Below are 24604 nucleotides of genomic sequence, written 5' to 3'. Positions count from 1 at the left end.
CGAAGACATCGACTACGCGCACCGGGTTGGTATCGCTGACGTAGTCGTCGAGGCTCTCGGGAAGTAAGGTGCCTTGGCCTCGATGTTCACCTTGGATAAAGCGCTTCATGGGCGATCCCTGCGATGAAATCCTCAGAAATCATAGCAAGGGTTCGCGAATGCGTTTTTACACACTCTGGGCCGATTTCTGCCTGTCACGAAGGGCGCGAAGCTGCCAGTCATCCATATCGAATGAATCTATGGTGTCTTCTTGCTAAAGCTTGAGCGCAGAAGTCACCCTAGGCTTCAGCAGTGTTCAGAAGGTCTCCAGCTCGTGCTGTTACATCACGATGGACATCGGTCAGAACGCTTGAGCACCGCACTGAGGACGCGCTGTCCGTATAAGCCGACGCCAAGACCCGACACGATGAGAACGACTGCAACGATTTTGTTGAGTGACAGGCTCTCATTGAAAATTATGACTGAACCGAGCAGTCCGAATACCGGCACCAATAACGACAATGGCGCGACTGTAGACACTGGATATCGTTTCAGAAGTGAATTCCACACCCAGTAGCCGAACAGTGTATTAGGGTATACCTGGAACAGGATCGACAGGACGGCGCGGTAGTCGAGTTGATTCACCAATGCGCTGTAACCCGTCGAGCCGTTAACAGCGTAATCAAGCGCGAAAAGCGGGATGGGCGAGAACGCGCTGGACCACACCAGGAAAGCGAAGACCTGGGTGGTCTTCGCTTTTTTGTTGATCACGTTGGCCGCACTCCAGGCGACCGCTCCCAGCAGCACCAAGAACAGCCCGGCCGTCGTTACTGTCCCATCAACAATTGAGATGATGCTCAACAAGCCACAGGAGGCGATACCTATACCCGCAAGTTGGTAGCGGGAAATCGCTTCCTTGAATATCCATGAGCCCAGCAGGATGGTGAAAAACGCGCTGAACTGAAGCACCAGCGAAGCGATGCCTGCTGAAAGACCAGACTTGATGCCAATGTTAACGACGCCCCAAAGTCCGATACCGAAGACCATTCCGTAACCAATAATGTAGCGCCATTGCACATCAGGTTTCGGAATGAAAAAGATCGCTGGTAGTGCGCAAAGCGTGAAGCGAATGCCAGCAAGAATCAGCGGATCAACGGTGGTGAGGCCCAGTTTGATAACCGAGAAATTCACGCCCCATATGGCAGTAATCGAGATAGCGAGTAGTAGGTGCCCGGCTTTCATACTGATCGTCCTTGAATGTTCGTTGGGAAATGACTTGTAAGAACCCACAGCGCTAAAGCTGTAGCGCTGATCAAGGCGCCCAGCAGGCTTACTGCCATCCAGCCCCAAAGCGCATAAACCTGAGTCGCGGCTGCCGCTCCCAGCGCGCTACCGACCGAGTAGAAGCACATGTATGCGCCGACCATGCGACTTTGGGCGTCGGGTCGTGCAGCAAAAATGAGGCTCTGGTTGGTGACGTGTACTGCTTGCACCGCGAAGTCGAGCAAGACCACTCCGCAGACCAGCGCTATCAGGGACGTCTCGGCAAAAGTGATGGCCAACCAAGAAAGCGTGAGGAGCCCCAGCGAAATACCGGTAACTCGTTGTCCCAAACCTTGATCGGCCCAGCGACCGGCTCTTCTGGCAGCAAGGGCACCGGCGACGCCGGCCAAGCCGAACATGCCGATGGCAGTGTGTGAAAGCGACAGCGGCGGAGCGCTCAACGGCAGCACCATGGATGTCCATAGCACGGAAAAAGCGGCAAAGATCAGTAAGGCCAACAGGCCCCTGATCCGCAAAACCGGTTCGGTCATGAACAGCTTGAAGAACGACCGGATGAGAGCTTGGTAGGAGTGTTGATTGCGTGGCGACACTGCGGCAGGAACCACTTTCCAGAGCACCGCCGCAATGGTAAGCATCAATCCTGAGGAAACGAAATAAACGGCGCGCCAACCCGCTAGATCTGCGATCAGCCCAGAGGTAAACCGCGCCAGAAGAATGCCCAGGACAATTCCGCTGGTTACGGTTCCCACTGCCTGCCCACGTTGTGATGGCGTTGCCAGCACGGCGGCATATGCCACAAGCACCTGAACGACCACTGCCAGTAAGCCCATCACGCTCATGGCTCCCAGCAGGGTCAGCCATTGCTGTGATGCGCCGACTGCCGCAAGCGCAATTGCAGACAACATCACTTGAGTCAAAATCAGCCGTTTACGGTTGACCATATCGCCCAGCGGTACGATGAACAGCAACCCCAGCGCGTATCCAACCTGAGTGGCTGTCACCACGACCCCGATCAATCCTGAGGCGACGCCCAGGCTCTCAGCGATTGAGGCGAGCAAGGGTTGGGCAAAGTAAACATTGGCTACTGCAAGTGCGCAGGTGACGGAAAACAATAACGTGAGCGAGGGAGAAAGCCCCGGAGACCGGTCGGTCCTGCTGCTTTCTCCGGTATCCGTATGCGGCAATCCCGAAGTCTGCCTGGAGAAACGTTTGGTGGCTGAGTCGGCATCTGCTGTCATGCACGCCTCCATGGCGTTAAACTGGTTTCAATTGGAAACTAGTTTTAATTATTGCCAAACTTGGTTTCAAATTGCAACCATGTTGCTCCAGATTGATCGACAGACTTGGCAACCCTTATCCAAAAGGTAAATACGATGGTCGAAGGCGCTTCACCGCAAAGCAGCGAATGCCCGGTAGCAAGAACACTGGAGGCAATTGGGGATCGCTGGTCGCTCATGATTATCCGCGACGCATTTGACGACATTCGCCGATTCAGCGAGTTTCAAAAGAGCTTGGGCGTGGCCAAAAATATTTTGGCATCGCGTCTGAAAACGTTGGTTGAGGCCGGTGTATTCGACGTTCGACCGGCGTCAGATGGAAGCGCCTACAAGGAGTACGTCCTTACGGACAAAGGACGGGAGATCTTTCCGGTTGTGGTCAGTATGAGGCAGTGGGGCGAACGTTTCCTGTTCAAGCCGGAAGAGGCGCGTTCTGTGCTGTTGGACAATGAGTCCGGACAGTCTGTGATGCCAATTGATGTCCGCTCATCAAGCGGTCAAAAACTTGGGCCGTCTGACTGCCACAGGGTGAGACTTGTTGCCATCGGGGCGTGAATCGACAACAGACTTACCTCACACCAGAACGACCCTAGGCGAATTCAAGCCAGTATGCTAAGCGCAGTTGAGAAGAGCATGTCCGCTTTTGGCCGATTTTTGCCTGTCGCGACGGGCAGAAATCGGCCAAAAACGGACGCTGGATATGACCGCTTCGCCTCCTGAGGCGCCAAGGTAACCCGAAGGTATCTCCGGGCACCGTTAGATACGGGTTCAATTTGGTCACGGCTCAGGTTGACCGGTGTTAGATCCGGAGATTCCGGTAATCCTCTACAGGCCTTACAGAGCAAAGGCTGCACTGCCTTTCAAGAAACAACCATACGAGAGGATTTAAAACAGCTTCCTGTGCAAACGCCAAGGGGCGGTCCTGATTCCCAAGTCGATGGGAAGTCGAATTAGAAACACTCCCGACCGGTCAGACGCCACACCACACAAAGCCTGAACGCCTCGCAAACCTCCAGGAGTCAATCCGTGGAAACGCCCACTGCCGAGTAAGACAGGAGCAAGATGCCCGACAGGGGCGAAAGCGCCGTAGAGCGCGCCCTGTAAGGCTTGGAGCCGAGGACCGAAATTAATCTTATAAGAGGATTTAAAGCGACGAAGCGAGTGAACCCGAGACAGACTCGGCCCTCAACCCGCCCGATCAGATCGTTGCCTTGGCTGATGTGCCGTGAAGATATTGCCTCGCAATAGCTTTCATCTGCTCGGAGGACATGGCTGCGCCGTGTCCTCCGTGAATGCACTGCACCTCCAGATCGATCAAACGTTGCATCGTCTGACGGTAAAGAGTCTGGTTCGAGCAGGGCAGGTTATCGACCAAACCACCGATGTAAATGACATCACCACTGAAAAGCACACCTGCCGATTCGTCGAACAGGCCAATCGAACCACGAGAGTGACCGGGTAAATGAAGTACCCGTAGCTGTTTGTCTCCCAGGTCGATGATGTCACCCTCCTCCACGGTCTGAGTCAATGGAGCCGGCCTGATGCAGTAGTGCTCCGGCGACCAGTTCAGGCACGGTGATAGCTCCACTGCGCCCGGCAAGCTGCGAAACACATGAGCCAAGGTGTCCTGATCAACCATGCAGGCAAAGTCTTCCGCCTCAGCCGGATGCCCAAGTCGTGTTTCGAACTCATGGAAACCGCCAACATGGTCAGCATGAATATGGGTCGCCACCGCAACAAGCCGCTTACCTTCTTCCAGAGCCAGGGCCGGTCGTAACGGAACCAACCCCATGCCGAAATCAATCACCAGATCGGCATCGCGCCCTCGCACGTGAAAGAGGTTAGCGGCAAAGTAGCGGTGCACATGAGGCTCGCTCAAGCGCGTAATGCCATTGCCCAGATCCTGCCTTTCGTACCATTCATCCCTCATGGGGCACCTCAATGCAGAAGCTGGCCAAGAAAGCGCTGGGTTCGTTCGTGGCTTGGCTGGGTAAATATTTGATCAGGCGAACCACACTCGACAATTTGACCTGCGTCCATGAAGACAACCTTGTCAGCCACCTTGCGAGCAAAGCCCATTTCGTGGGTAACACAGACCATGGTCATCCCCTCTTCCGCCAGTTGAACCATGGTGTCGAGCACCTCTTTGATCATCTCCGGGTCCAGCGCCGAGGTCGGTTCATCGAACAGCATCACCCGGGGGTTCATGCACAAGGCTCGTGCAATAGCGACTCGCTGCTGTTGGCCACCCGAGAGTTTGGCCGGATAGCAGTGGGCTTTGTCCGGGATGCGTACCCGCTCCAGGTAATGCATGGCCAGTTCCTCTGCTTCTCGACGAGGCATCTTGCGTACCCAGCGTGGCGCCAAGGTGCAGTTCTCAAGAATGGTGAGGTGGGGAAATAAATTGAAGTGCTGAAACACCATGCCCACTTCGCTACGCACCCGATCGATGCGTTTGAGCTGGCCGGTAAGCTCCACACCGTCGACGACGATGCGTCCTTCCTGGTGTTCCTCCAGGCGATTGATGCAGCGAATCAGGCTGGACTTGCCAGAACCGGAGGGCCCGCAAATGACTACCCGTTCGCCCTGCTGGACATCCAGATCAACATTTTTCAGTACCTGGAACGCCCCGTACCATTTGCCAAGCCCCCGAATTTCCACCGCAGTTGGCTGAGTTTTGGCAAGCTCGACTGGCGTATCAATGGACAGTTTCATGGTGTCTCCTGTTTTGCCGAACAACCGCCCTTAGCGGTAGCCATTGGAAAGAACGCGCTCGACGCGCATCTGCATGCCCGTCAATACCGAGACCAGCAACATGTAGTAAACCAGCGCCGCGCTGTACCACTCCAGGAACTGAAAGCTCGTGGCAATTGCAAACTGAGTGGTGGTCATCAATTCATTCAAAGAGATGATGGTCGCCAGGGAAGTCGCCTTGAGCAGTGAGATGAACTCGTTAACCAAAGCGGGCAGCGCAATACGTAAGGCTTGCGGCAACACCACCAGCATGAACACTTGCCATCGATGCAGGCCCAATGCCGCTGCGCCTTCTCGCTGGCCGCTGCTCACCGCAGCAAATGCACTGCGAAATATCTCGGTCAGATAGGCGATCTGTATCAGCGTCAGAGCAATGAATGCCGCCAGAAAAGGCGTGAACCAGCCGCCACGAAAACTGGGGAACAGTTGCGGTAGCCCATTCCAGATAAACAGCAAGACCAGCAACGCCGGAGCACCACGGAACAACCACACATAACTGGCCATCGACCAGCGCACGCCGCGCCGCGACGAAGTTGCACAGGAGCCGGTGAACAGCGAAACGCCCATCGACAACGCCATCACGCCAACCGACAACACAAGGGTCAGCAGCGCCCCTTTAGCCAGCGGCCAGCCAAATACGGCGTCCAGGAATAACGAAGAATCAAACACCATGACGCTCACCCTTACTGCTGAGCCAATTGGACGTCTGTCGACTGGGTCGGCAGATTCCACTTGGCGAGCAGCGTTTTCAGCTCACCACTTTGCTGCAAGGCACCCAACGCATTGTTGAGTTTTTGCAAATCGGCAGTGTTCTTGCGCAGGTAAAGTCCAAACAGGTCAGCGTCGGGATAGGTATAGGTAATCTGTAGTTTCCCAGGTACCTGGGTACTGCGATAAGCCGCCGTTGTATCCTGGGTGATCGTCGCCGTTGCTCGCCCTACGAGAACCTGCTGGATAACCGCCGAAGCCGACGGATACGTCTGCATGCTGATGGGCTTACGACCGCTTTCTACCAGCTGTTTGTTGAGAGCCTTTACCGTGTCTTCGTAGGTGGTGCCCGCCTCGATAGCGATCACCTTGCCGCTCAGATCCTCCGGCTTGCGGGTTTGCTCATCCTGTGCCGACGTCACCATGACCTTGGACGATTTGAAATAGCCAACACCGTCGTAGCGCTTCAAACGTTCGCTGGTAAGGGTCATGCCGCTGGCAACGACATCACAACGTTCTGAGTCGAGAGACGGCAACAAACCTTTGAAATCGCCCACAACCAACTGGAGTTTTACGCCCCAGTGTTTGGCCAGCGCAGCCATGACATCCACCTCAAAACCAACCATCTGGGTGTCGCCGGGCTTGGCGTAGAACTCCATCGGTGGAAACTCGCCGGCCGTACAGACTTTTAATGTGTCGCCCTGAGCGAACGAAGGTTTCGTGCTGCTCATATCAGCTGCGACGGCCAAGCTGCTGGCCATACCCAAACCCAGAAAAACTGCGGCTACTTGGTTCATGACATTTCTCTTGTTGTTTTGGTGGTTTAGAGGAGGAATGCGGTAACGCAGGGCAATGGTGCTGGCGACAAAGAGGGCAAACAAGCTAAACTTTTTATAGGGTTATTATTTAGTAAAACTGAAATATAGGCACAGAAATGGCGCTCCCACCTCTCCATAGTTTTCGGGTATTCGAATGTGTCGCACGACTGGGCAATATTGCCGCAGCGGCGGTGGAGTTACATGTCACCACGGGCGCAATCAGTCAGCAGCTTCGGGTTCTGCAAAGCGGTCTGGGTAAGGAGTTGTTCGAGAAACAAGGTCGACGACTGGTCCTGACCGACAATGGCCGCCTGTTGCAACATCGGGTAGCCAACGCGATTTGCGAAATCCAGGATGGGGTGCGCCAGCTATCCAGTGAACATCAGGGAGAACGGCAGAAAATCGAACTGACGCTTTCTATCCCCAGCGTGCATGGCGTAACTTGGCTTGCCACGCGGCTTTTCGCGTTCATGGATGACAATCCGCACATCAAGTTGAATGTCATCACCGCAAGTTACTTCAATACAGTCGATTGGCGGCGCGCCGATCTGGCCGTGATTTACGGCGTCCCTCCCTGGCCTGGCTTCTGGTGGCGATTACTGCACGGGATCCGTATGACACCGGTATGCAGCCCCCAATTATTGCGCGGCCCCAAGGCCATTCGAAGCGTGTCCGACCTGGCTCATTATCGTTTGCTTCATGAAGACGATGGCGCGCAATGGCGCCGCTGGCTGTCCCAGGCCCGATTTGGGCAATCGAGTGACTCGGATATTTACTTCGATGATTTCGGCATGGTTCTGCAAGCTGCTCGCGATGGGTACGGCGTGGCACTCAGCGATGAGATAGTGTCCGCCCGCGATCTCGATGAAGGCCGACTGGTACAGCCTCTCGCCCTTGCCGTGCCGGCTTTGCAGAACTATTACTGCGTGTGCAGCGAAGGTAATCGCGATCGTGAGGAAGTGAGCAATTTCATCGAGTGGTTGATTGCGCAATCGCGACTACCTGTTATGCCTCAGGTGTAAATAGCTTTTCGTAGGGAGCCGGCTCATACGACAGTATGACGGTTTCAACCCGCTGACTTCGAGTGTGACCGTTCGCTTTGGGGTGTGGAGTCAACCAGTCGATGCAACATTTTCGGTAATGCTCCGGAAGTCGTCACCCTGCTCCGGTAGAGTGATCTGTCATCGCTTACGACAGTTTGGTACGYTGTCCTGACGCACCTGACAGATTCGAGCCAATGCTGGAAGAGCTACGAAGAATCGACCTAAATCTATTGCTAACCCTTCATGCATTGTTGTTGGAGCGGCACGTGACTCGGGCATCGGTTCGACTGCATAAAAGCCAGCCAGCTGTCAGCCATGCCCTGGCTCAACTTCGAGCGCACTTTGACGATCAGTTGCTGATCCGCCGCGACGGGCAATTGGTGCTCACCGCCAGAGCTCAAAGCTTGCTAGGACCTCTTGAACAGGCGTTAAGGCACCTCAATGACTTGCTGGGGGCTTCTGACTTCGACCCCAGCAGCTCTCAAGCACGGTTCCGGCTATCGCTGTCCGACTATGCCACTCGCCGGGTACTGCCTAGCTTGGTACGGCATGTTCGCAGTGTAGCGCCTGGAGTGGATCTGGCTGTCAGCCAAGCGAGTCGTGAAACCATGATGGCCCAATTAGCTGATGGTGAGCTCGATGTGGCGCTTGGCATCTTTCCGGAGTATCCGGATGGCATCCATGTGCAGGAGCTTTTCCCGGAGCATTTTGTCAGCCTCGCCGACGAAAGCGCCCTACCGGAATGTGGCTGCCTGACGCTAGAGGAATGGCTGGAGCGTCCGCATGTGATGCTTGCCCTTCGGCCTGATGCGAATGACGAGATCGAAAGGGTGCTGGCAAGCATGGGACTGCGTCGAAGAATCGCTGTGGCACTTCCTCATTGGAGCGCCGCAATCGAGCTCATTGCCGGCACAGATCTTATCCTGACCGTTGCGAGCTGGGCCGTCAGTGGACTTGATAGATATCCAACGCTCCGAACGTTCGATGCGCCTCTCGATCTTCCTGTTTTGTCATATCAGCAGGCCTGGCATACCCGCAAGGAAGCAGATCCTGCAAACAGGTGGATCAGGGAAGCGATCTTGAGTTGCAGCCGAGGCACCTGATCTCTGGCTCAAGCGGTGCCCGCTTCTGATGGCCCTTTGAGCTCAATCTGATTTCCGTCTGGGTCGAAGCAATAGATCGATGGGCCTACGCCTTCCGCCCCATACCGAGTCACCGCTTTGTCAGCAGCAATGCCATAGGCTCGCAAATGGGCGAGGATTGCCTGCTCATCGAAGGGTTCGACTCGAAGGCAGAAATGATCAACATTACGTCGTTCTTTCCCTGGAGCCCCCCCGCCCATGGCACCCAAGGGACCATTGATATCCACCAGATCGATCATCGAGCTTCCTGCTCCGAGGTGGATCATGCCGTATTGTTCGTTGCGCTTTTTGATCGCACACCCAAGAACCTGAGTATAGAAATCGACACTCCGCTCCATGTCCTCCACTCGCAGGACAACGTGGTCGATGTGCTGGACTCTGAAAATAGACATTTGATCGGCTCCTAAAGTGAAAACGAACCTCCACTCCTCAAAGGTATGGAGGTTCGTGAACGGAAGGCTTAGTGGATTTTGTCGTATAGGGTGGGCATGCCGCCGGAAAAATCCACCCAAGGATTGGTGTTCAACAGAGACGCATGAGGCGCAGTAGGCTCGTCGTAGTGGACTACGAACTCTTCGGGGCCGTGAGCATATGCCACGATCAAGCCCTGTTTCGCATCCATGTATCCTGCGTGAATGCCCATGCCTGGATAACTCAAGCGAATCGCTGCTTCCTCACTGGCTGGGCCAACGGTGAGCCGTACTACAACTCCTTCGGGCAGCACGAACATCCAGGTGAAGGGGCCGCCCGACACGACGGTCATCACTTCATCGATACCTACACCGTTCTCGGCCATGTTGACGTGGAAGCGACCGAAGCTCTCCAGAACGCCCGCACGGTGTTCGTCAGGGATGGCCAGCATGTCGTAGACCTTGGGATAGGGGGCAACGCCAGGCTGACGGGTAGAAAGAAGGCCGCCACGTGGCGTCTCGGGCACACGGCCAGCCAGTTCGATCTGCTCAAGCAACTCTGCTCGGTTCAGGCTGAAGAGCTTGATCAGTTCTTCTTGCTCGGCCTCGGTGACAGTGCGGGACTGCGATGCTTTCAAAATGGGTTTGGCTGCGTCCGGAATGCTCACGGTGCTTGCACGAACACCTACGCTCCGAAGCACGGCGTTTACTTCTTCAAGGCCGACAGCGTTCGGACGGCCGTCACTGAATTGCAGTTTCACGATATTCATAAATAACACTCCGATCTTTTTACGAAAATATGGTGCCGAACTTCCGTTCATATGCACCTCATGTCTGTCGAGAAAAATTTCTCGGCTGTTCGCACGCAAGCCGCGTCCGTTGGTTCGACTAGAGGGTCGACCTGAATAAAAATGGCTGGCTACTAAGAGCGACAACCAGCTGAAAGGGAGGCTCTGGTTTATTTGAGGTTCGCGTTGACCGTTGCGGTCTGAATCAACTTTCCGGAATTAGCGGGCGCTTTGTTTGAGCCCACTTGAACCACGATCAATCCCAAGAAGATGATCAGCACCCCTGCAACCCGAACAAGGTTAATTGGCTTCGCGGTCAGGCCGAGGAGGCCAAAGTGATCGATTAGCATTGCGGCTATGACCTGGCCCACCATCACGAACAAGATGTAGTTCGAAGCGCCAAGCTTTGGGGGCAGGAAGGTGGCCATTGCGACGTAAATGGCCCCGCTGAATCCACCTATCCAGAGCCACCAAGGCCCCTGCAACGCTCCCGCAATGTTTGGCTGCGGTATGCGAAGAACCACGATGGTGGCGATCAGTACAGCTGAGCTGACGATCAGCGAAGTAAGGGCAGCCCAGAGTGGATGACCGAGCTCGCGGCCAAGGGCGCCATTGCTGGAGGCTTGTAGAGGAATCAAGGCGCCGGCAATCAGAGCCAGGCCCATTGGAACACTTGCAAGAATCGAGATCTTCCCAAACATGACCGTAACCTCTCGTGTTTCGGTGTGGATGGGGAGATATTGATGTATAGGACTTATGAATGGAAATCGACAATACGCACATGCAATATTCGCCTGACGAATGTATCGCGTTAAGTACGTGCCTAGGCGGGCAAGCTACTCCTCATGCCAGTTTTGGTTAAGCGGGTAGGTGATTCACAACAGTAAAGACATCTTCGAAAACCATCCGCCCTCGCACGGCATGCCGGAAATTCAGAAAAAACAATGGGTCCTCCCGAAGGGGTGGGGCTAGGGGGTAATTCGGGCCCCGCGTCTTCGCTACATATGACCCATTTTCGGACATTGGTTGTTGTTTTGTCATTGCGTCCAGTTTAGTCATCCATTCAGGCTGAATGCCTTGAATAACGGGGTTCTCCTCCCCGTGGCCTATTTGATTGTCAGCACCCCTATGCCCAACGTCGAGCGACAAAACAGGTGACATACACCAACCCATCGGCGCGTCGGCAGTTGTGATGATGAAAGAGATCGCCGCGGCGGCGGTGGATGTGGCAACCGCGCTCCCAAAACACACCGGGGACCCTGGCGATTTCCGAGGAACACGGGTGCGAAGACTCGCGCAAATTCGTTAGCGGCACCCCGCCAAAGTTAGTTAACTGGTTAACTCGGTTGGTTAACTGGGCTGAAAGCCTTACGGGACGTGGCTTGCAGCCCGGTTAACTAAGCATTTAAGCTGGTTAACTCGGCGATCCTTAAATTCACCTGAGAGCCACGCGGGCTGTGGCTTTCAGAGCGGTTAACTAAGGAGTTAACCGACTAAAATACTCGGTTAACTGGTTAGCCGCTTGAATTGATCGGTTAAATCGGCTGAGAGCCAGTCGGGCCGGGGCTTTCAGGCAGTCAACCTAGGAGTTACCGACTAATTTACTCGGTTAACTCCTAGGTTAACTCGGCTGGTTAACAGGGCTGGAGGCCTTGGGAACCGTGGCCTGTAGCCCGGTTAACTAAGCATATACCTGGTTAACTCGACTATCCGCCAGTCTTTACCAGTGATAGCTCGTGCTCACTCCCGCGTTTTAAACGCGGAGGTGATCCGTCATTTCATCTCGACCAATTACAACGGGAATATACGGGGGTGTCATTCCTCAAAACGACTCCCCTCCAACGCGGAGATTCCGCGCATTTTGGTCTTGCTGATGACCTGCCTTCTCAGCCGATCTTTCCGCCGATCTGGCTGTTGCTGTTCCCCCAAAAAAACACAGGGGTACAAGTCCCCCCGCTCAAGCCCCCGGAAACATTGGCTGTTCCCACTGTTCCCCCGTTCCCCCGTTTTTTGAAACCAGTCACACATTGGATGACGGACAATCGCGACAGAGGGACGCCATGAGTCTCCTTTCTGGTCTGCTCGATCACATGCCTCCGACCATGGCCGGTACCGACTCGCCAAAAGTGGCTAGTCGCCCTCGCCCCCACCTGGTGGCCGTCAACCGCATCGAGCGCCCGACTCAACTCGCAACCAGTCCACACGCCAGCGCAGCCAGCCCAGAGTGGCGCCAGACACGGGGCCACTACATCAACCACCTCATGCACTGCCGGGCCTCTTATGCCCCCATAGGGTGTCGCTGTGCTGTGGGAGCGGGTTTTCGGGCTACCTACGACTCCCCAATGGTGGACAGAGCATCACTGTTGCCAGCGTGGTTACCACGGTATCGCCCAACGTTCTCCGATTTGAAATCGGAATTATGCGCACTATGGGTTTTGGCATTTTAAATCGCGAAACCCGAGCAGGATCAACAGACCATCTGCTGTTTCAAACCGAGGATGGTCCGCGCTCACTTCCGCGTTTCAAGCGCGACTTCGGCAGCAGCTCGACTTACCCCCGTTTCAAACCGAGGCAAGACCGCGCAACTGGTCAAACGCGAACCGACATGACCAGGTACGACGGTGGAGGGCTAAATCGAGGGGCGATACAGCGACCCGCCAAATAGTCGTGTAGAAAACGACACTCTGTGTAGGAATCAACACAGCTTGTCGAGCGCTCAAAGGTGGAGGGTGTCGTTTGAAGAAACGACACCACAGCTTGGTGGAGATGGTCGGTCAGCGTCTTCAATGACGAGCGCAAATCGCTGACTTGTATGTGCGAGGAAGGGTTAACCGGTTAATTCAGCGCCAACAAAAAGGCCCCGCCTGATCGTTCAGTGCGGAGCCTTTTTTGCTGGCGCTGGTACGCTGCTGGTAGCGCTTCCCTGATCTGGTAGGAATAACCGGCGAAAGCCTTGATTTATATGGTGTCCCAGGGCAGGTTCGAACTGCCAACCTTCCCCTTAGGAGGGGGATGCTCTATCCAATTGAGCTACTGGGACACAAGTCGCCCGCACGAGATGCGGTAGACGGCGAGCATGTTAACGGGCGGCCCTGCGTTTGTCATGTCGTCCGTAGGGCTTTTTAAATGTAGGCAGACGCCCCGTATGACCGTGGCTTTGTTTACCGTGCAAATTGCATCATCTCAAAATGCCAGCATTGCAGTTTGCAAGATAGAGCTTTGCCAAATATAAGGTAATTCGTTGTTTTTAAAGGAATTAATAGCCGTTAAACTCTTGGCGCGCGGGCTGCTTCAGCTGTTCTCAGAACAACTGAGGTGAGCCTCATGAACCGCGCCTTTTTACTCTCGAATGCGATCGCCCTTGCAGTCCTGGCGGGTTTTCATTTTGCCCCCGAGAGCAGCGCGGTGCAGGTCGCTCAACGCATACCGCATTACCTTCAACTGCAAAAAGCCCCGCAATTGGCGGTCATGAACGATCAGCGCGGCTTGATTCGCCAGGAAGTAAGACCGGAGTCGCAGTCTTCAGAACGCTTGGTATTTTGAATTACCCCCTATCAGGAGCACAGCATGTCCAAATCAGCTGCAGGATTTTTGATCCTTGCCTTACTGAGCGGCATTCTTCATGTGGCGTTGGTGCAGGAGGCAGTTATCACCCTGCCCCTGATTGCTTGCGGCGTTTTTGGCGTGTTTTTTGTGTTTGCGCTGATTGCCAGGCGAAAAATCAAGTTTGATCCGGTTCTGCGTTAAGTTTCAGCAGATTGAGTAGATGGGCAACGGTTACGGCGAGCTCGCCGGAGTTATCGAGTCGCTGGATCTGCCTATCACCAGGCAAATCGCCCGCGGTGAATTGCCCATTGCGGCTCAGTCGCGCTTCAATCTCCGCAAGACTCTCACGGCCCCGCCGCACCAAGCGTTCACGCAACACTTCATCCTTGACGGTCAACAGTACCGGCAAAAGCGCCGGGTAGCGATGCAGGGCCTCGGCAAGATGACCGCGAGAACCGTTGATCAATACAGGTCGGCCGTCCTTGAGCCACTGATCAATTTGAATCGGAATACCATAATCCAGACCATTAGCATGCCAGGACAATGCGAATTCACCCTCTTCTTTGCGACGCTGGAAATCTTCGCGGGATACACCGATGGCATCCTCGCCCACACTTTCTGCGGAGCGCGTGATGACTCGCCGCACCACTTCCCCGTTCATGGAGCGTAAAGGTTCTCGAGCCGCTTCGATGAGGCTGTCTTTACCGGATCCGGAAGGCCCCATCAAATAAATCAGCCTGCCATCCATCTTGAATCATCCCCCACTGCGTGTCCGCCCCTAGTAAATCGGCCATTTGCCACTATCCTGTATCAGATAAGGATCAAAGATCGAATCCGCATAGCATGCACCTTCGGGCGACTTGAGACATCACCTGCTGGGCAGACGGCGCGGTCATAGATATGGCAATGGACAAACTTTTCCAACCAGTCCGCATTTCTGAATACAGGTGCTGGCATAACGCCGTTACCCGGTTCAATATTTGTCACAGAATTGACGCCAATGATCTGGCTGCTTTGAGGCATGATGCGCGCCTCTTCAATTCAGGTTGAACATTTGGCCAGAGCGCTTGTCCTAACAGACATCCTGCGGCCAATCCCGAGAACCGCTCCCCTGAACTAACCCGGTTAAATATATGCGCCCATTGAAACAGGCAATTTATTCCAGCCGTACGGCTGACAAGTTCGTCGTACGTCTGCCAGACGGAATGCGTGAACGCATTGCCGAAGTGGCTCGCAATCATCATCGCAGCATGAACTCCGAAATCATTGCGCGCCTTGAGCAGAGCCTTATTCAGGAAGGCGCTCTGGGCGAAGAGCTGAGCATGCGCCTGGACAGCCCGGAGCTGTCATTGCACGAACGCGAATTACTGCAACGTTTCCGTCAACTCTCCCACCGTCAGCAAAACGCACTTGTTTCGCTGATCGCCCATGACGCTGAATTGACCGCAGACGCTTCCTGATTCACCCCGAAAGCTCAAGCCAGCATAATCGCTGGCTTTTTTTTGCCTGAAATTTGGCGAAAAAAAACCCGCCGATGGCGGGTTTCTAACAGCGGGCAATTCAGAGCAGGAAAATCGTCGCCAGCCCGAGGAAGATGAAGAAGCCGCCGCTGTCGGTCATGGCGGTGATCATCACACTCGCGCCCATCGCCGGATCGCGTCCAAGCCGCGCCAGGGTCATCGGAATCAACACGCCCATCAATGCCGCCAGCAACAGGTTGAGCGTCATGGCGGCAGTCATGACCACGCCAAGGGACCAACTGCCGTACAGCATGTAGGCCACCGCCCCAATCACCCCACCCCAGACCAGACCATTGATCAAACCGACCGCCAACTCTTTGCGCATCAGTCGCGAAGTATTACCGGTACTCACCTGATCCAGCGCCATGGCTCGAACAATCATGGTGATGGTCTGGTTACCGGAGTTGCCACCGATACCGGCCACGATCGGCATCAACGCCGCCAGTGCGACCAGTTTTTCGATGGAGCCTTCAAACAGGCCGATCACTCGGGAGGCAATAAACGCGGTAATCAGGTTTACCGCCAGCCAGGCCCAACGGTTGCGCAGGGATTTCCAGACTGACGCAAAAATATCTTCCTCTTCGCGCAGACCTGCCATGTTGAGAACTTCGTTTTCGCTCTCTTCACGAATCAGGTCGACCATTTCATCGATGGTCAGACGACCGATCAGCTTGCCGTTTTTGTCGACCACGGGCGCCGAGATCAAGTCGTAACGTTCGAACGCCTGAGCAGCGTCATAGGCGTCCTCGTCCGGGTGAAAACTCACCGGATCACTGGCCATGACCTCCGAAACCTGTTTTTCCGGATCGTTGACCAGCAGGCGCTTGATCGGCAGCACACCCTTGAGCACGCCGTCATAGTCGACCACAAACAATTTGTCGGTATGGCTCGGCAACTCCTTGAGGCGACGCAGGTAACGCAGAACCACTTCGAGACTGACATCCTCACGGATGGTCACCATCTCGAAGTCCATCAGCGCACCGACCTGCTCCTCGTCATAGGACAACGCAGAGCGAACGCGCTCACGCTGTTGACCATCGAGGGTTTCCATCAGCTCGTGGACGACGTCTCGCGGCAACTCGGAAGCCAGGTCAGCCAGTTCGTCAGCGTCCATGTCCTTGGCCGCAGCCAGGAGCTCGTGATCGTCCATGTCGGCGATCAGGGTTTCGCGGACCGAATCGGATACTTCAAGCAGGATGTCGCCGTCGCGATCCGCCTTGACCAATTGCCAAAGCGTCAGACGATCGTGCAGCGGCAGCGCTTCAAGTATGTAGGCGACGTCTGCGGAGTGCAGATCATCGAGCTTGCGTTGCAGCTCGACGAGATTTTGCCGGTGAACCAGGTTCTCGACCCGGTCGTGATGCGGACCTTCCTGGCGATGAGTCAGGTCTTCGATGACCCGCTGACGCTGCAACAGCTCAACAACTTGAGCGAGGCGGTCCTGCAGGCTTTCTTGCGTTTTCTTTACTTCAACTTCAGACATAGGCGAACTCCACTCCCAGCAGCGGGGCACGCCGGAAGGATCAATCAGTCAATTCATGATTGGTAAAACGGGGTACTGAGTAACTACTGGGTAAGTCCATGGAGGTATTCCACAAGCCCCGGCGGGGCTGACGGGCGCAATGATACACCGCCCAACGGTTTTAAACGTTAAAAAATCGTGGCTGAAACAAGCGCTTGCAAGACAAACCTGAGCGCCACCCTATCTATCCAATTGCGACGACTCATTCTGAAAAGAAAACACACCACCCTCAAAAAATGTAGCAGCTACCCTTGATATCGACCGTCATGGAGGACGTCAAATGCCATCGATTGCGCGCTATTTTTTGCTGACCGCCCTGCTCTGCCTGCCGCCTCGACTGCAGGCAGGGACTGTTCACCGATGCGAAGCCCCCAACGGACAGGTCACCTTCACCACCTTGAGCTGCACGGCCGGAGAGCGCCTGTCTTTGCAGGATGTACACACGTTCACACCCGGCAGCACGATGGCGCTCATGCCAGAAGCCAACATTGGCGAAACATCAGGTATAAAAAACCAAAGGAGAGCGCCGACCATCGTGGGTCAGGCCGAGGACAAATGCGGGAATCTGATCAACGCCAAGGAGCGACGCACAGCGATCATCAATCAACGTGTCGTCGCCGGCATGAGCCAGCAGGACGTCGAGAGTGCCCTTGGCAAGCCAGACAAGATCAGTATCAGGAATTCATCAACGAGTTACCGCTACGACGCCAAGCGAGGCCGTAGCGCACATGTCGAATTTGATGAGAAAGGATGTACGAAAGGAAAAGCCAAATCCCAGACGGCAAAAAGCCCGCGTTAAACGCGGGCTTTTTGGTGTTTGGTGCACTCGACAGGATTCGAACCTGTGACCGCTCGGTTCGTAGCCGAGTACTCTATCCAGCTGAGCTACGAGTGCATTTTGTGTTTTTAAACCAGACCACAACTGGCTGAAGCAAAGTTGCTCGCATCACTGCAAACAACTCTTAAATGGTGCACTCGACAGGATTCGAACCTGTGACCGCTCGGTTCGTAGCCGAGTACTCTATCCAGCTGAGCTACGAGTGCATTTGTTGCCGCGCATTATAGGCCGTCTAATCTCTATGTCAAACACTTTTTCTAGTAATTTCAACAACTTACCGAAGAAGCCAGATTACAACGTACTACGCAAATAATGGCGGAGAACGGGGGATTCGAACCCCCGACACCCTTTTGAGGTGTACTCCCTTAGCAGGGGAGCGCCTTCGGCCACTCGGCCAGCTCTCCGCAACACGGGGCGTATCTTAACCAACCTTTTCCCCGTTTGCAAACATAAAAAACGATAAAAATTAATGGCTTGGTTCTTCGTCCTTCTCTTTCTTTATACGCAGGTAAATTTCTTCACGGTGCACAGCAACCTCTTTCGGGGCGTTGACACCGATACGCACTTGATTTCCTTTGACGCCGAGCACGGTCACGGTGATTTCGCCATCACCAATAATCAGGCTTTCAGCGCACCGCCGGGTCAGAATCAGCATACCTTTCTCCTAACGCATTTCATTTCAGGGACAACAGTCTGCAAAAAAAAGGGCACTCGACCCACAACCAGAATGATCGCAGCCCTACATGCCTGAGTATTGACCAGCGCGAGCAAAAGAACAGTCTTGGGTCGCGCTATTCAAAAAACAAAAGGCGCGGTCAGACCGCGCCCTTCGGCAAACGCATCACTCGCCCTGTCGGGCCGGCGCGTCCAGTTCGAAAGCCGTGTGCAGAGCGCGCACAGCCAGTTCCAGGTACTTCTCTTCGATCACGACGGAGACTTTGATTTCCGACGTCGAGATCATCTGGATGTTGATGGTTTCCTTGGCCAGTGCTTCGAACATGCGGCTGGCGACGCCTGCGTGGGAGCGCATACCAACGCCGACAATCGATACCTTGGCGATCTTGGTGTCGCCGATGACTTCACGGGCACCCAGCTCGCCAGCGGTTTTTTCCAGCACGGTTTGCGCCGCCTGGTAGTCGTTGCGGTGCACGGTGAAGGTGAAGTCGGTGGTGTTATCGTGCGCAACGTTCTGCACGATCATGTCGACTTCGATGTTCGCGGCACTGATCGGGCCGAGAATCTTGAAGGCAACGCCCGGGATGTCTGGCACGCCACGGATGGTCAGCTTGGCTTCATCGCGGTTGAAAGCGATACCGGAAATGATCGGCTGTTCCATGGTTTCCTCTTCATCAATAGTAATGAGGGTGCCCGGACCCTCCTTGAAGCTGTGCAGTACGCGCAGCGGAACGTTGTACTTGCCGGCGAACTCGACCGCACGGATCTGCAATACCTTGGAACCGAGGCTGGCCATTTCCAGCATCTCTTCAAAGGTAATCTTGTCCAGGCGCTGGGCCACGGACACCACACGCGGGTCGGTGGTGTAGACACCATCGACGTCGGTGTAGATCTGGCATTCATCAGCCTTCAAGGCTGCTGCCAGCGCCACGCCGGTAGTATCGGAACCACCACGACCGAGGGTGGTAATGTTGCCGTGCTCGTCGACGCCCTGGAAACCGGCGACAACCACCACGCGACCAGCTTTCAGATCACCACGAATCTTCTGGTCATCAATCTGCAAGATACGCGCTTTATTGTGCGCGCTGTCCGTCAGAATCCGTACCTGATTACCGGTGTAGGACACCGCTGGCACGCCGCGCTTGATCAGCGCCATGGCCAACAGCGCAATCGTCACCTGCTCACCGGTGGAGACGATCACATCCAGCTCGCGAGGAACCGGCTGGTCGCCGCCACTGATTTGCTTGGCCAGATCGATCAGACGGTTGGTTTCGCCGCTCATTGCAGACAGCACAACCACCAGGTCATCGCCGGCATCGCGGAATTTCTTAACCTTGTCGGCGACCTGCTCGATTCTCTCGACAGTGCCGACCGAGGTGCCTCCAAATTTCTGTACGATCAAAGCCATTTCAAAGCCGCCTCTGCCCATGAAGGGCGCCCAAATTATCACTCAAACAGCGTTCTGGCCCGCGACTAGACCGCGGGCCAGAAGCACTGCCTTATAAACCCTGCTCTACAAATGGAACGGTCAGGGCCAATGCTGCATCCAGAGCGCCGGCGTCTGTACCGCCGCCCTGCGCCATGTCTGGACGACCACCGCCCTTCCCGCCCACTGCCGCAGCGGCTTGCTTCATCAAATCACCGGCTTTGAGTTGGCCAGTCAGGTCTTTGGTCACGCCTGCAACCAGCACGACCTTTTCCTCATGGACACTGCCGAGCAGGATCACTGCGCGGCCGAGTTTGTTTTTCAGTTGATCGACCAGCGCCAGCAGCGCCTTGCCATCCTGACCGTCCAGACGCACGGCCAGCACTTTCACGCCTTTGACGTCCAGCGCAGAGGCCGACAAATCGTCGCCCGCCGCACTGGCAGCCTTGGCTTGCAACTGCTCGAGTTGCTTCTCCAGCAGACGGTTGCGCTCCAGCACAGCCGACAGCTTGTCGATCAGGTTGTCGCGGCTACCTTTTACCAGGTTGGCCGCTTCCTTGAGTTGTTCTTCAGCAGCGTTCAAGTAGGCCAGCGCTTGCGCACCGGTGACTGCCTCAATACGACGTACGCCCGACGCCACACCGCCTTCGCTGATGATTTTCAGCAGGCCGATGTCGCCGGTACGGTTGACGTGGATACCACCACACAGCTCAACCGAGAAATCACCGCCCATGCTCAGCACGCGCACGCTGTCGCCGTACTTCTCGCCGAACAGCGCCATGGCGCCTTTTTTCTTGGCGGTCTCGATGTCGGTTTCCTCGGTTTCAACGGTGGAGTTCTTGCGAATCTCTGCGTTGACGATGTCTTCCAGCGCCTTCAACTGCTCAGGCTTGATGGCTTCGAAGTGGCTGAAGTCAAAGCGCAGGCGCTGACTGTCGACCAACGAGCCTTTCTGCTGAACGTGATCGCCCAGCACCTGACGCAATGCAGCGTGCAGCAAGTGAGTCGCCGAGTGGTTCAGCGAAGTCGCGTGCCGCACGTCGGCTTCAACGTGAGCTTCCACTGGAGCGCCGATCAACAAGCTGCCCGAAGCCTGCACGCCGTGGTGCAGGAACGCGCCACCAGTCTTGGTGGTGTCACGCACGTCGAAACGCGAAGCGCCGGCCTGCAAGTAACCGCAGTCACCGACCTGACCACCCGACTCAGCGTAGAAAGGTGTCTGGTTCAGGACGATCACGCCCTCTTCACCTTCACTCAATACGTCGACCGCTTGACCATCTTTATACAGACCAACCACTTTCGCCGAACCGCTGGTCGCTTTGTAACCGGTAAATTCGGTGGCCACATCAACCTTGACCAGGCTGTTGTAGTCCATGCCGAAGGAGCTGGCAGAACGGGCACGGACGCGCTGGGCTTCCATTTCACGTTCAAAACCTTCTTCGTCGATGGTCAGGCTGCGCTCGCGAGCGATGTCGCCGGTCAGGTCCATCGGAAAGCCGTAGGTGTCGTAGAGTTTGAACACTACGTCGCCCGGCACCACGTCGCCTTTGAGATCAGCCAGATCCTGCTCGAGGATTTTCAGGCCCTGCTCCAGGGTTTTGGCGAACTGCTCTTCTTCGGCTTTCAGAACGCGTTCAATATGCGCCTGCTGGGATTTCAGTTCCGGGAAGGCTTCGCCCATCTCGGCGACCAGGGCCGCAACGATCTGGTAGAAGAAGCTGCCCTTGGCCCCCAGCTTGTTGCCGTGACGGCAAGCGCGACGAATGATCCGGCGCAGTACATAGCCGCGACCTTCGTTGGACGGCAGCACACCGTCGGCAATCAGGAAGCCGCAGGAGCGGATGTGGTCCGCCACGACTTTCAGGGAAGCCTGAGCATCGTTGGTGCAACCGATGGCCTTGGCCGAAGCGATCAGCAGGCTCTGGAACAGGTCGATTTCATAGTTCGAGTGAACGTGCTGCAGCACTGCACTGATCCGCTCCAGGCCCATGCCGGTGTCGACCGACGGTGCTGGCAGCGGGTGCAACACGCCATCGGCGGTGCGGTTGAACTGCATGAACACGTTGTTCCAGATTTCGATGTAACGGTCACCGTCTTCTTCCGGCGAACCCGGTGGGCCGCCCCAGATGTCGGCGCCGTGATCGTAGAAAATCTCGGTGCAAGGGCCGCACGGGCCGGTATCGCCCATGGTCCAGAAGTTGTCGGACGCGTACGGCGCGCCTTTGTTGTCGCCGATACGAACCATACGCTCGGCTGGCACACCGATTTCCTTGGTCCAGATGTCGTACGCCTCGTCATCGCTGGCGTAGACAGTGACCCAGAGCTTTTCCTTTGGCAGGTTCAGCCACTGGTCGGACGTCAAGAAGTTCCAGGCGTAGGTGATGGCGTCACGCTTGAAATAATCACCGAAGCTGAAGTTGCCCAGCATTTCGAAGAAGGTGTGGTGACGGGCGGTATAACCGACGTTTTCCAGGTCGTTGTGCTTGCCGCCGGCGCGCACGCATTTCTGGCTGCTGACCGCGCGGGTGTACGCGCGTTTTTCCTGGCCCAGGAAGCAGTCCTTGAACTGGTTCATCCCCGCGTTAGTGAACAGCAGGGTTGGGTCGTTGCCCGGAATCAAAGAGCTGGAGGCTACACGGGTGTGGCCTTGCTCTTCGAAGAAGCGAAGGAAGGCTTCACGGATTTCTGCGCTTTTCATTAGGTTCTTCCACGGAGGCTGCGGCCAAAGGCCTGTTCGAAACGTCAACAGACGAAGCGACGGCAAAGGGCCGCATTATATCGGCCCTGCGCGCGGGGTACAGCGTGTTTATACGATAGAAACAGTCAATTGGAGCGCTAACGCTATCACTTGCGCGAAAAGTCGACGAATGCCGCGACGACCTGCTCGATTTGCTCACGACTGACGTCCATGTGCGTGACCATACGCAGACGCCCCGCCGCGCTCAACTTGATCCCGCGCTCGGCGGCGAATGTCTTGATTGCTTCAGCCTTTTCGCCCATCTGCACGTAAACCATGTTGGTCTGCACCGGCTCGACGTCGTAACCCGCCGCACGCAAGCCTTCGGCCAGGAATTGTGCATTGGCATGGTCATCGGCCAGACGCTGGACGTTGTTGTTCAGGGCATACAAACCCGCCGCGGCCAGAAGCCCGGCCTGTCGCATGCCGCCCCCGACCATTTTGCGCAAACGGCGCGCCTTGCCGATCAACTCGGCAGAGCCGCACAACACTGAACCGACTGGCGCGCCCAGGCCTTTGGACAGGCAGACCGAAACGGAATCGAAGTGCTGTGTGATTTCCCTGGCATCAACCCCCAGTTTGACGGCTGCGTTGTATAGCCGCGCGCCGTCCAGGTGCAGCTGCAACCCATGTTCACGAGTAAAGCTTCGGGCCCGCGCCAGATACTCAAGCGGCAGCACTTTGCCTTGCATGGTGTTTTCCAGCGCCAGCAAACGGGTACGGGCAAAGTGGAAATCGTCCGGTTTAATCGCGGCGGCAACATGAGCCAAGTCCAGCGAGCCGTCGGCCTGCACTTCCAGCGGCTGCGGCTGGATCGAACCAAGCACCGCCGCCCCACCGCCTTCGTACTTATAGGTGTGAGCCTGCTGGCCAACAATATATTCATCACCGCGTTCGCAATGCGCCATCAAACCCAGCAAGTTGCTCATGGTTCCCGTCGGTACGAACAGCGCTGCGGCGAAACCAAGGCGTTTTGCCAGTTCGGCTTCCAGACCGTTGACCGTTGGGTCCTCACCATAAACGTCATCACCGGTGGCCGCTTTGGCCATCGCGTCGAGCATCCCGACAGAGGGTTGGGTGACGGTGTCGCTGCGAAGATCGATAACACTCATGAATCTGGCCTCGGTAAGCAGGGGATATCCCTTCCAGGTAGGAATTACTGCGGGCATGGCAACGAATAATCAACCCTTGAGCGGGAAAAGGCCTCTCAAGCCAGCGAAAAAGTCGATTGCAATCATCGGATAGCAGCGATGCGCGGCTCTGAAATATGTGTTAAAAACGCTGCGCTGCCAGACATTCTGACGGCAAAACGTTCTCAGGGCGGGGTGCAACTCCCCACCGGCGGTAATTGCGCGCAACGCGCATAGCCCGCGAGCGCTTGGCGACAGGCACGGCAAATGGCTGTGTATGACGACAAGGTCAGCAGACCCGGTGTGATCCCGGGGCCGACGGTCATAGTCCGGATGAAGAGAGAACGGGATTGACGCCAAAGGGCCGTACGCAAGCATTCGTGCAAGCGTGCGCACCCTGAAATCCCATTCGATTCATATGCCCTGTTTTATACATAAACAGGAGTCAGAACATGCAACCCACCGCAATCGATAGCAAAAGCAAAAACCATCAGGGCGAGCGCGTTGCGTTCATCCAGGCCTGCTGGCACAAAGAAATCGTCGACCAGAGCCGCAAAGGCTTCGTGGCCGAAATGATTGCTCAGGGTTATCAGGAATCGGAAATCGATTTCTTCGAAGTCGGCGGCGCCTTTGAAATCCCGTTGCACGCCAAGCTGCTGGCCAAGTCCGGTCGTTACGCCGGTATCGTCGCCGCAGGCCTGGTGGTCGATGGCGGGATCTACCGTCACGAATTCGTGGCGCAGTCGGTGATCAGCGGCCTGATGCAGGTCCAGCTGGAAACCGAAGTGCCAGTGTTCTCGGTGGTTTTGACCCCGCACCACTTCCATGCCGGCGAAGAACATCAGAAATTCTTCTTCGAGCATTTTGTGCATAAAGGTCAGGAAGCGGCGAAAACGTGCGCGGATACGCTGCACAAGATGCGGGCGTTGCGTCGTAGTGAGCCGCGCGCAGTGGCCGTTTAACGCAAACCCTGTAGGAGCTGGCTTGCCAGCGAAGACGGCGGAACA

General features: G+C 55.7%; 24 protein-coding genes, 4 tRNA genes and 1 riboswitch. Of the genes, 8 read left to right on the top strand and 20 right to left on the bottom strand.

Annotation, left to right across the window (positions count from 1 at the left end):
* The 3 genes from AC1DWM_RS22520 to AC1DWM_RS22510 form a co-directional block, all read right to left on the bottom strand.
* On the bottom strand, window positions 1-109 hold a 109-nt coding region (locus tag AC1DWM_RS22520), incomplete at its 3' end, for a hypothetical protein (protein WP_477796147.1).
* Window positions 110-324: 215 nt separating this feature from the next.
* Complete coding sequence (locus AC1DWM_RS22515) at window positions 325-1221, bottom strand: EamA family transporter (RefSeq protein ID WP_477796144.1); 897 nt, start codon at window positions 1219-1221, stop codon at window positions 325-327.
* Complete coding sequence (locus AC1DWM_RS22510; RefSeq protein WP_477796143.1) at window positions 1218-2501, bottom strand: MFS transporter; 1284 nt, start codon at window positions 2499-2501, stop codon at window positions 1218-1220. Before AC1DWM_RS22510 ends, AC1DWM_RS22515 begins: the two co-directional genes overlap by 4 nt.
* 135 nt (window positions 2502-2636) lie before the next feature.
* On the opposite strand from AC1DWM_RS22510, the gene AC1DWM_RS22505 reads away from it, so the two are divergent.
* Window positions 2637-3095: a winged helix-turn-helix transcriptional regulator gene (locus AC1DWM_RS22505; protein ID WP_477796142.1), complete on the top strand. Its 459-nt coding sequence runs from the start codon at window positions 2637-2639 to the stop codon at window positions 3093-3095.
* Between the two features lie 643 nt (window positions 3096-3738).
* On the opposite strand, the gene AC1DWM_RS22500 is transcribed toward AC1DWM_RS22505, so the two are convergent.
* From AC1DWM_RS22500 to AC1DWM_RS22485, 4 genes are read right to left on the bottom strand one after another with little or no spacing between them, the layout of a single operon-like run.
* The gene (locus AC1DWM_RS22500) at window positions 3739-4470 is read right to left on the bottom strand and encodes an MBL fold metallo-hydrolase (protein WP_477796141.1); all 732 of its coding nucleotides are present in this window, start codon (window positions 4468-4470) and stop codon (window positions 3739-3741) included.
* Between the two features lie 8 nt (window positions 4471-4478).
* On the bottom strand, window positions 4479-5255 hold the full coding sequence (locus AC1DWM_RS22495) for an amino acid ABC transporter ATP-binding protein (protein WP_477796140.1): 777 nt from the start codon (window positions 5253-5255) through the stop codon (window positions 4479-4481).
* Between the two features lie 30 nt (window positions 5256-5285).
* On the bottom strand, window positions 5286-5966 hold the full coding sequence (locus AC1DWM_RS22490) for an amino acid ABC transporter permease (RefSeq protein ID WP_477796139.1): 681 nt from the start codon (window positions 5964-5966) through the stop codon (window positions 5286-5288).
* An 11-nt stretch (window positions 5967-5977) separates the two neighbouring features.
* Window positions 5978-6799 (bottom strand): ABC transporter substrate-binding protein, encoded by an 822-nt coding sequence (locus AC1DWM_RS22485; protein ID WP_458370656.1) that lies wholly within the window; start codon window positions 6797-6799, stop codon window positions 5978-5980.
* A gap of 137 nt (window positions 6800-6936) precedes the next feature.
* Between AC1DWM_RS22485 and AC1DWM_RS22480 the strand changes: the two genes are divergently transcribed.
* Window positions 6937-7842 carry a LysR substrate-binding domain-containing protein gene (locus AC1DWM_RS22480; RefSeq protein ID WP_477796138.1) on the top strand — a complete coding sequence of 302 codons (906 nt, stop codon included), beginning with the start codon at window positions 6937-6939 and terminating at the stop codon, window positions 7840-7842.
* Between the two features lie 218 nt (window positions 7843-8060).
* On the top strand, window positions 8061-8966 hold the full coding sequence (locus AC1DWM_RS22475) for a LysR family transcriptional regulator (protein WP_477796146.1): 906 nt from the start codon (window positions 8061-8063) through the stop codon (window positions 8964-8966).
* Window positions 8967-8974: 8 nt separating this feature from the next.
* Here the strand turns inward: AC1DWM_RS22475 and AC1DWM_RS22470 are convergent, their stop codons facing one another.
* The 4 genes from AC1DWM_RS22470 to AC1DWM_RS22455 form a co-directional block, all read right to left on the bottom strand.
* Entirely contained in the window at window positions 8975-9397 is a 423-nt protein-coding gene (locus tag AC1DWM_RS22470; RefSeq protein WP_477796137.1) for a VOC family protein, read from the bottom strand.
* A 68-nt stretch (window positions 9398-9465) separates the two neighbouring features.
* On the bottom strand, window positions 9466-10185 hold the full coding sequence (locus tag AC1DWM_RS22465; protein WP_477796136.1) for a hypothetical protein: 720 nt from the start codon (window positions 10183-10185) through the stop codon (window positions 9466-9468).
* Between the two features lie 188 nt (window positions 10186-10373).
* Window positions 10374-10904, bottom strand: coding sequence for a DMT family transporter (locus tag AC1DWM_RS22460; RefSeq protein ID WP_477796135.1), 531 nt, complete (start codon window positions 10902-10904; stop codon window positions 10374-10376).
* Window positions 10905-13166: 2262 nt separating this feature from the next.
* Window positions 13167-13243 (bottom strand) — tRNA-Arg (locus AC1DWM_RS22455).
* A 284-nt stretch (window positions 13244-13527) separates the two neighbouring features.
* On the opposite strand from AC1DWM_RS22455, the gene AC1DWM_RS22450 reads away from it, so the two are divergent.
* Both AC1DWM_RS22450 and AC1DWM_RS22445 read left to right on the top strand, forming a co-directional pair.
* On the top strand, window positions 13528-13746 hold the full coding sequence (locus AC1DWM_RS22450; RefSeq protein WP_477796134.1) for a hypothetical protein: 219 nt from the start codon (window positions 13528-13530) through the stop codon (window positions 13744-13746).
* A gap of 24 nt (window positions 13747-13770) precedes the next feature.
* Window positions 13771-13950: a PA3371 family protein gene (locus AC1DWM_RS22445; protein ID WP_477796133.1), complete on the top strand. Its 180-nt coding sequence runs from the start codon at window positions 13771-13773 to the stop codon at window positions 13948-13950.
* Here AC1DWM_RS22445 and phnN read toward each other — a convergent pair.
* On the bottom strand, window positions 13925-14497 hold the full coding sequence (phnN, locus tag AC1DWM_RS22440) for a phosphonate metabolism protein/1,5-bisphosphokinase (PRPP-forming) PhnN (RefSeq protein WP_477796132.1): 573 nt from the start codon (window positions 14495-14497) through the stop codon (window positions 13925-13927). The two genes, AC1DWM_RS22445 and phnN, sit on opposite strands and share 26 nt — an antisense overlap.
* A gap of 385 nt (window positions 14498-14882) precedes the next feature.
* Here phnN and AC1DWM_RS22435 point away from each other — a divergent pair, with 385 nt between their 5' ends.
* Window positions 14883-15209 (top strand): Arc family DNA-binding protein, encoded by a 327-nt coding sequence (locus AC1DWM_RS22435; RefSeq protein ID WP_007943904.1) that lies wholly within the window; start codon window positions 14883-14885, stop codon window positions 15207-15209.
* Between the two features lie 100 nt (window positions 15210-15309).
* On the opposite strand, the gene mgtE is transcribed toward AC1DWM_RS22435, so the two are convergent.
* Window positions 15310-16752 (bottom strand): magnesium transporter, encoded by a 1443-nt coding sequence (gene mgtE, locus AC1DWM_RS22430; protein WP_223516159.1) that lies wholly within the window; start codon window positions 16750-16752, stop codon window positions 15310-15312.
* Between the two features lie 319 nt (window positions 16753-17071).
* Between mgtE and AC1DWM_RS22425 the strand changes: the two genes are divergently transcribed.
* Complete coding sequence (locus tag AC1DWM_RS22425; RefSeq protein ID WP_477796131.1) at window positions 17072-17590, top strand: cell envelope protein SmpA; 519 nt, start codon at window positions 17072-17074, stop codon at window positions 17588-17590.
* Between the two features lie 19 nt (window positions 17591-17609).
* On the opposite strand, the gene AC1DWM_RS22420 is transcribed toward AC1DWM_RS22425, so the two are convergent.
* The 7 genes from AC1DWM_RS22420 to ltaE form a co-directional block, all read right to left on the bottom strand.
* Window positions 17610-17686 (bottom strand) — tRNA-Arg (locus AC1DWM_RS22420).
* Between the two features lie 72 nt (window positions 17687-17758).
* Window positions 17759-17835, bottom strand: a tRNA-Arg gene (locus AC1DWM_RS22415).
* Between the two features lie 107 nt (window positions 17836-17942).
* Window positions 17943-18033: transfer RNA gene (locus tag AC1DWM_RS22410), tRNA-Ser, on the bottom strand.
* A 62-nt stretch (window positions 18034-18095) separates the two neighbouring features.
* On the bottom strand, window positions 18096-18284 hold the full coding sequence (gene csrA / locus AC1DWM_RS22405; protein WP_002554426.1) for a carbon storage regulator CsrA: 189 nt from the start codon (window positions 18282-18284) through the stop codon (window positions 18096-18098).
* A gap of 186 nt (window positions 18285-18470) precedes the next feature.
* The gene (locus AC1DWM_RS22400; RefSeq protein WP_007943901.1) at window positions 18471-19712 is read right to left on the bottom strand and encodes an aspartate kinase; all 1242 of its coding nucleotides are present in this window, start codon (window positions 19710-19712) and stop codon (window positions 18471-18473) included.
* Window positions 19713-19803: 91 nt separating this feature from the next.
* Window positions 19804-22428 carry an alanine--tRNA ligase gene (gene alaS, locus AC1DWM_RS22395; protein ID WP_477796130.1) on the bottom strand — a complete coding sequence of 875 codons (2625 nt, stop codon included), beginning with the start codon at window positions 22426-22428 and terminating at the stop codon, window positions 19804-19806.
* A gap of 146 nt (window positions 22429-22574) precedes the next feature.
* On the bottom strand, window positions 22575-23579 hold the full coding sequence (gene ltaE / locus AC1DWM_RS22390) for a low-specificity L-threonine aldolase (protein WP_477796129.1): 1005 nt from the start codon (window positions 23577-23579) through the stop codon (window positions 22575-22577).
* A gap of 195 nt (window positions 23580-23774) precedes the next feature.
* A riboswitch (FMN riboswitch) is annotated at window positions 23775-23947 on the top strand.
* Between the two features lie 102 nt (window positions 23948-24049).
* Between ltaE and AC1DWM_RS22385 the strand changes: the two genes are divergently transcribed.
* Window positions 24050-24559 (top strand): 6,7-dimethyl-8-ribityllumazine synthase, encoded by a 510-nt coding sequence (locus AC1DWM_RS22385; protein ID WP_007943897.1) that lies wholly within the window; start codon window positions 24050-24052, stop codon window positions 24557-24559.
* Window positions 24560-24604 lie beyond the last annotated feature (45 nt).

The sequence above is a fragment of the Pseudomonas sp. P4_C8 genome, from assembly GCF_056401975.1.
This window is presented reverse-complemented; position numbering and strand designations above follow the sequence as displayed.

Bases quoted from the DNA above. Each gene is read 5' to 3' on its own strand.
- mgtE (WP_223516159.1), bottom strand. From the start codon at position 16,752: ATGTCTGAAGTTGAAGTAAAGAAAACGCAAGAAAGCCTGCAGGACCGC.
- AC1DWM_RS22425 (WP_477796131.1), top strand. From the start codon at position 17,072: ATGCCATCGATTGCGCGCTATTTTTTGCTGACCGCCCTGCTCTGCCTG.
- AC1DWM_RS22435 (WP_007943904.1), top strand. From the start codon at position 14,883: ATGCGCCCATTGAAACAGGCAATTTATTCCAGCCGTACGGCTGACAAG.
- AC1DWM_RS22460 (WP_477796135.1), bottom strand. From the start codon at position 10,904: ATGTTTGGGAAGATCTCGATTCTTGCAAGTGTTCCAATGGGCCTGGCT.
- alaS (WP_477796130.1), bottom strand. From the start codon at position 22,428: ATGAAAAGCGCAGAAATCCGTGAAGCCTTCCTTCGCTTCTTCGAAGAG.
- csrA (WP_002554426.1), bottom strand. From the start codon at position 18,284: ATGCTGATTCTGACCCGGCGGTGCGCTGAAAGCCTGATTATTGGTGAT.
- AC1DWM_RS22500 (WP_477796141.1), bottom strand. From the start codon at position 4,470: ATGAGGGATGAATGGTACGAAAGGCAGGATCTGGGCAATGGCATTACG.
- AC1DWM_RS22470 (WP_477796137.1), bottom strand. From the start codon at position 9,397: ATGTCTATTTTCAGAGTCCAGCACATCGACCACGTTGTCCTGCGAGTG.
- AC1DWM_RS22495 (WP_477796140.1), bottom strand. From the start codon at position 5,255: ATGAAACTGTCCATTGATACGCCAGTCGAGCTTGCCAAAACTCAGCCA.
- ltaE (WP_477796129.1), bottom strand. From the start codon at position 23,579: ATGAGTGTTATCGATCTTCGCAGCGACACCGTCACCCAACCCTCTGTC.
- AC1DWM_RS22385 (WP_007943897.1), top strand. From the start codon at position 24,050: ATGCAACCCACCGCAATCGATAGCAAAAGCAAAAACCATCAGGGCGAG.
- AC1DWM_RS22465 (WP_477796136.1), bottom strand. From the start codon at position 10,185: ATGAATATCGTGAAACTGCAATTCAGTGACGGCCGTCCGAACGCTGTC.
- AC1DWM_RS22400 (WP_007943901.1), bottom strand. From the start codon at position 19,712: ATGGCTTTGATCGTACAGAAATTTGGAGGCACCTCGGTCGGCACTGTC.
- phnN (WP_477796132.1), bottom strand. From the start codon at position 14,497: ATGGATGGCAGGCTGATTTATTTGATGGGGCCTTCCGGATCCGGTAAA.
- AC1DWM_RS22480 (WP_477796138.1), top strand. From the start codon at position 6,937: ATGGCGCTCCCACCTCTCCATAGTTTTCGGGTATTCGAATGTGTCGCA.
- AC1DWM_RS22515 (WP_477796144.1), bottom strand. From the start codon at position 1,221: ATGAAAGCCGGGCACCTACTACTCGCTATCTCGATTACTGCCATATGG.
- AC1DWM_RS22510 (WP_477796143.1), bottom strand. From the start codon at position 2,501: ATGACAGCAGATGCCGACTCAGCCACCAAACGTTTCTCCAGGCAGACT.
- AC1DWM_RS22490 (WP_477796139.1), bottom strand. From the start codon at position 5,966: ATGGTGTTTGATTCTTCGTTATTCCTGGACGCCGTATTTGGCTGGCCG.
- AC1DWM_RS22485 (WP_458370656.1), bottom strand. From the start codon at position 6,799: ATGAACCAAGTAGCCGCAGTTTTTCTGGGTTTGGGTATGGCCAGCAGC.
- AC1DWM_RS22445 (WP_477796133.1), top strand. From the start codon at position 13,771: ATGTCCAAATCAGCTGCAGGATTTTTGATCCTTGCCTTACTGAGCGGC.
- AC1DWM_RS22505 (WP_477796142.1), top strand. From the start codon at position 2,637: ATGGTCGAAGGCGCTTCACCGCAAAGCAGCGAATGCCCGGTAGCAAGA.
- AC1DWM_RS22450 (WP_477796134.1), top strand. From the start codon at position 13,528: ATGAACCGCGCCTTTTTACTCTCGAATGCGATCGCCCTTGCAGTCCTG.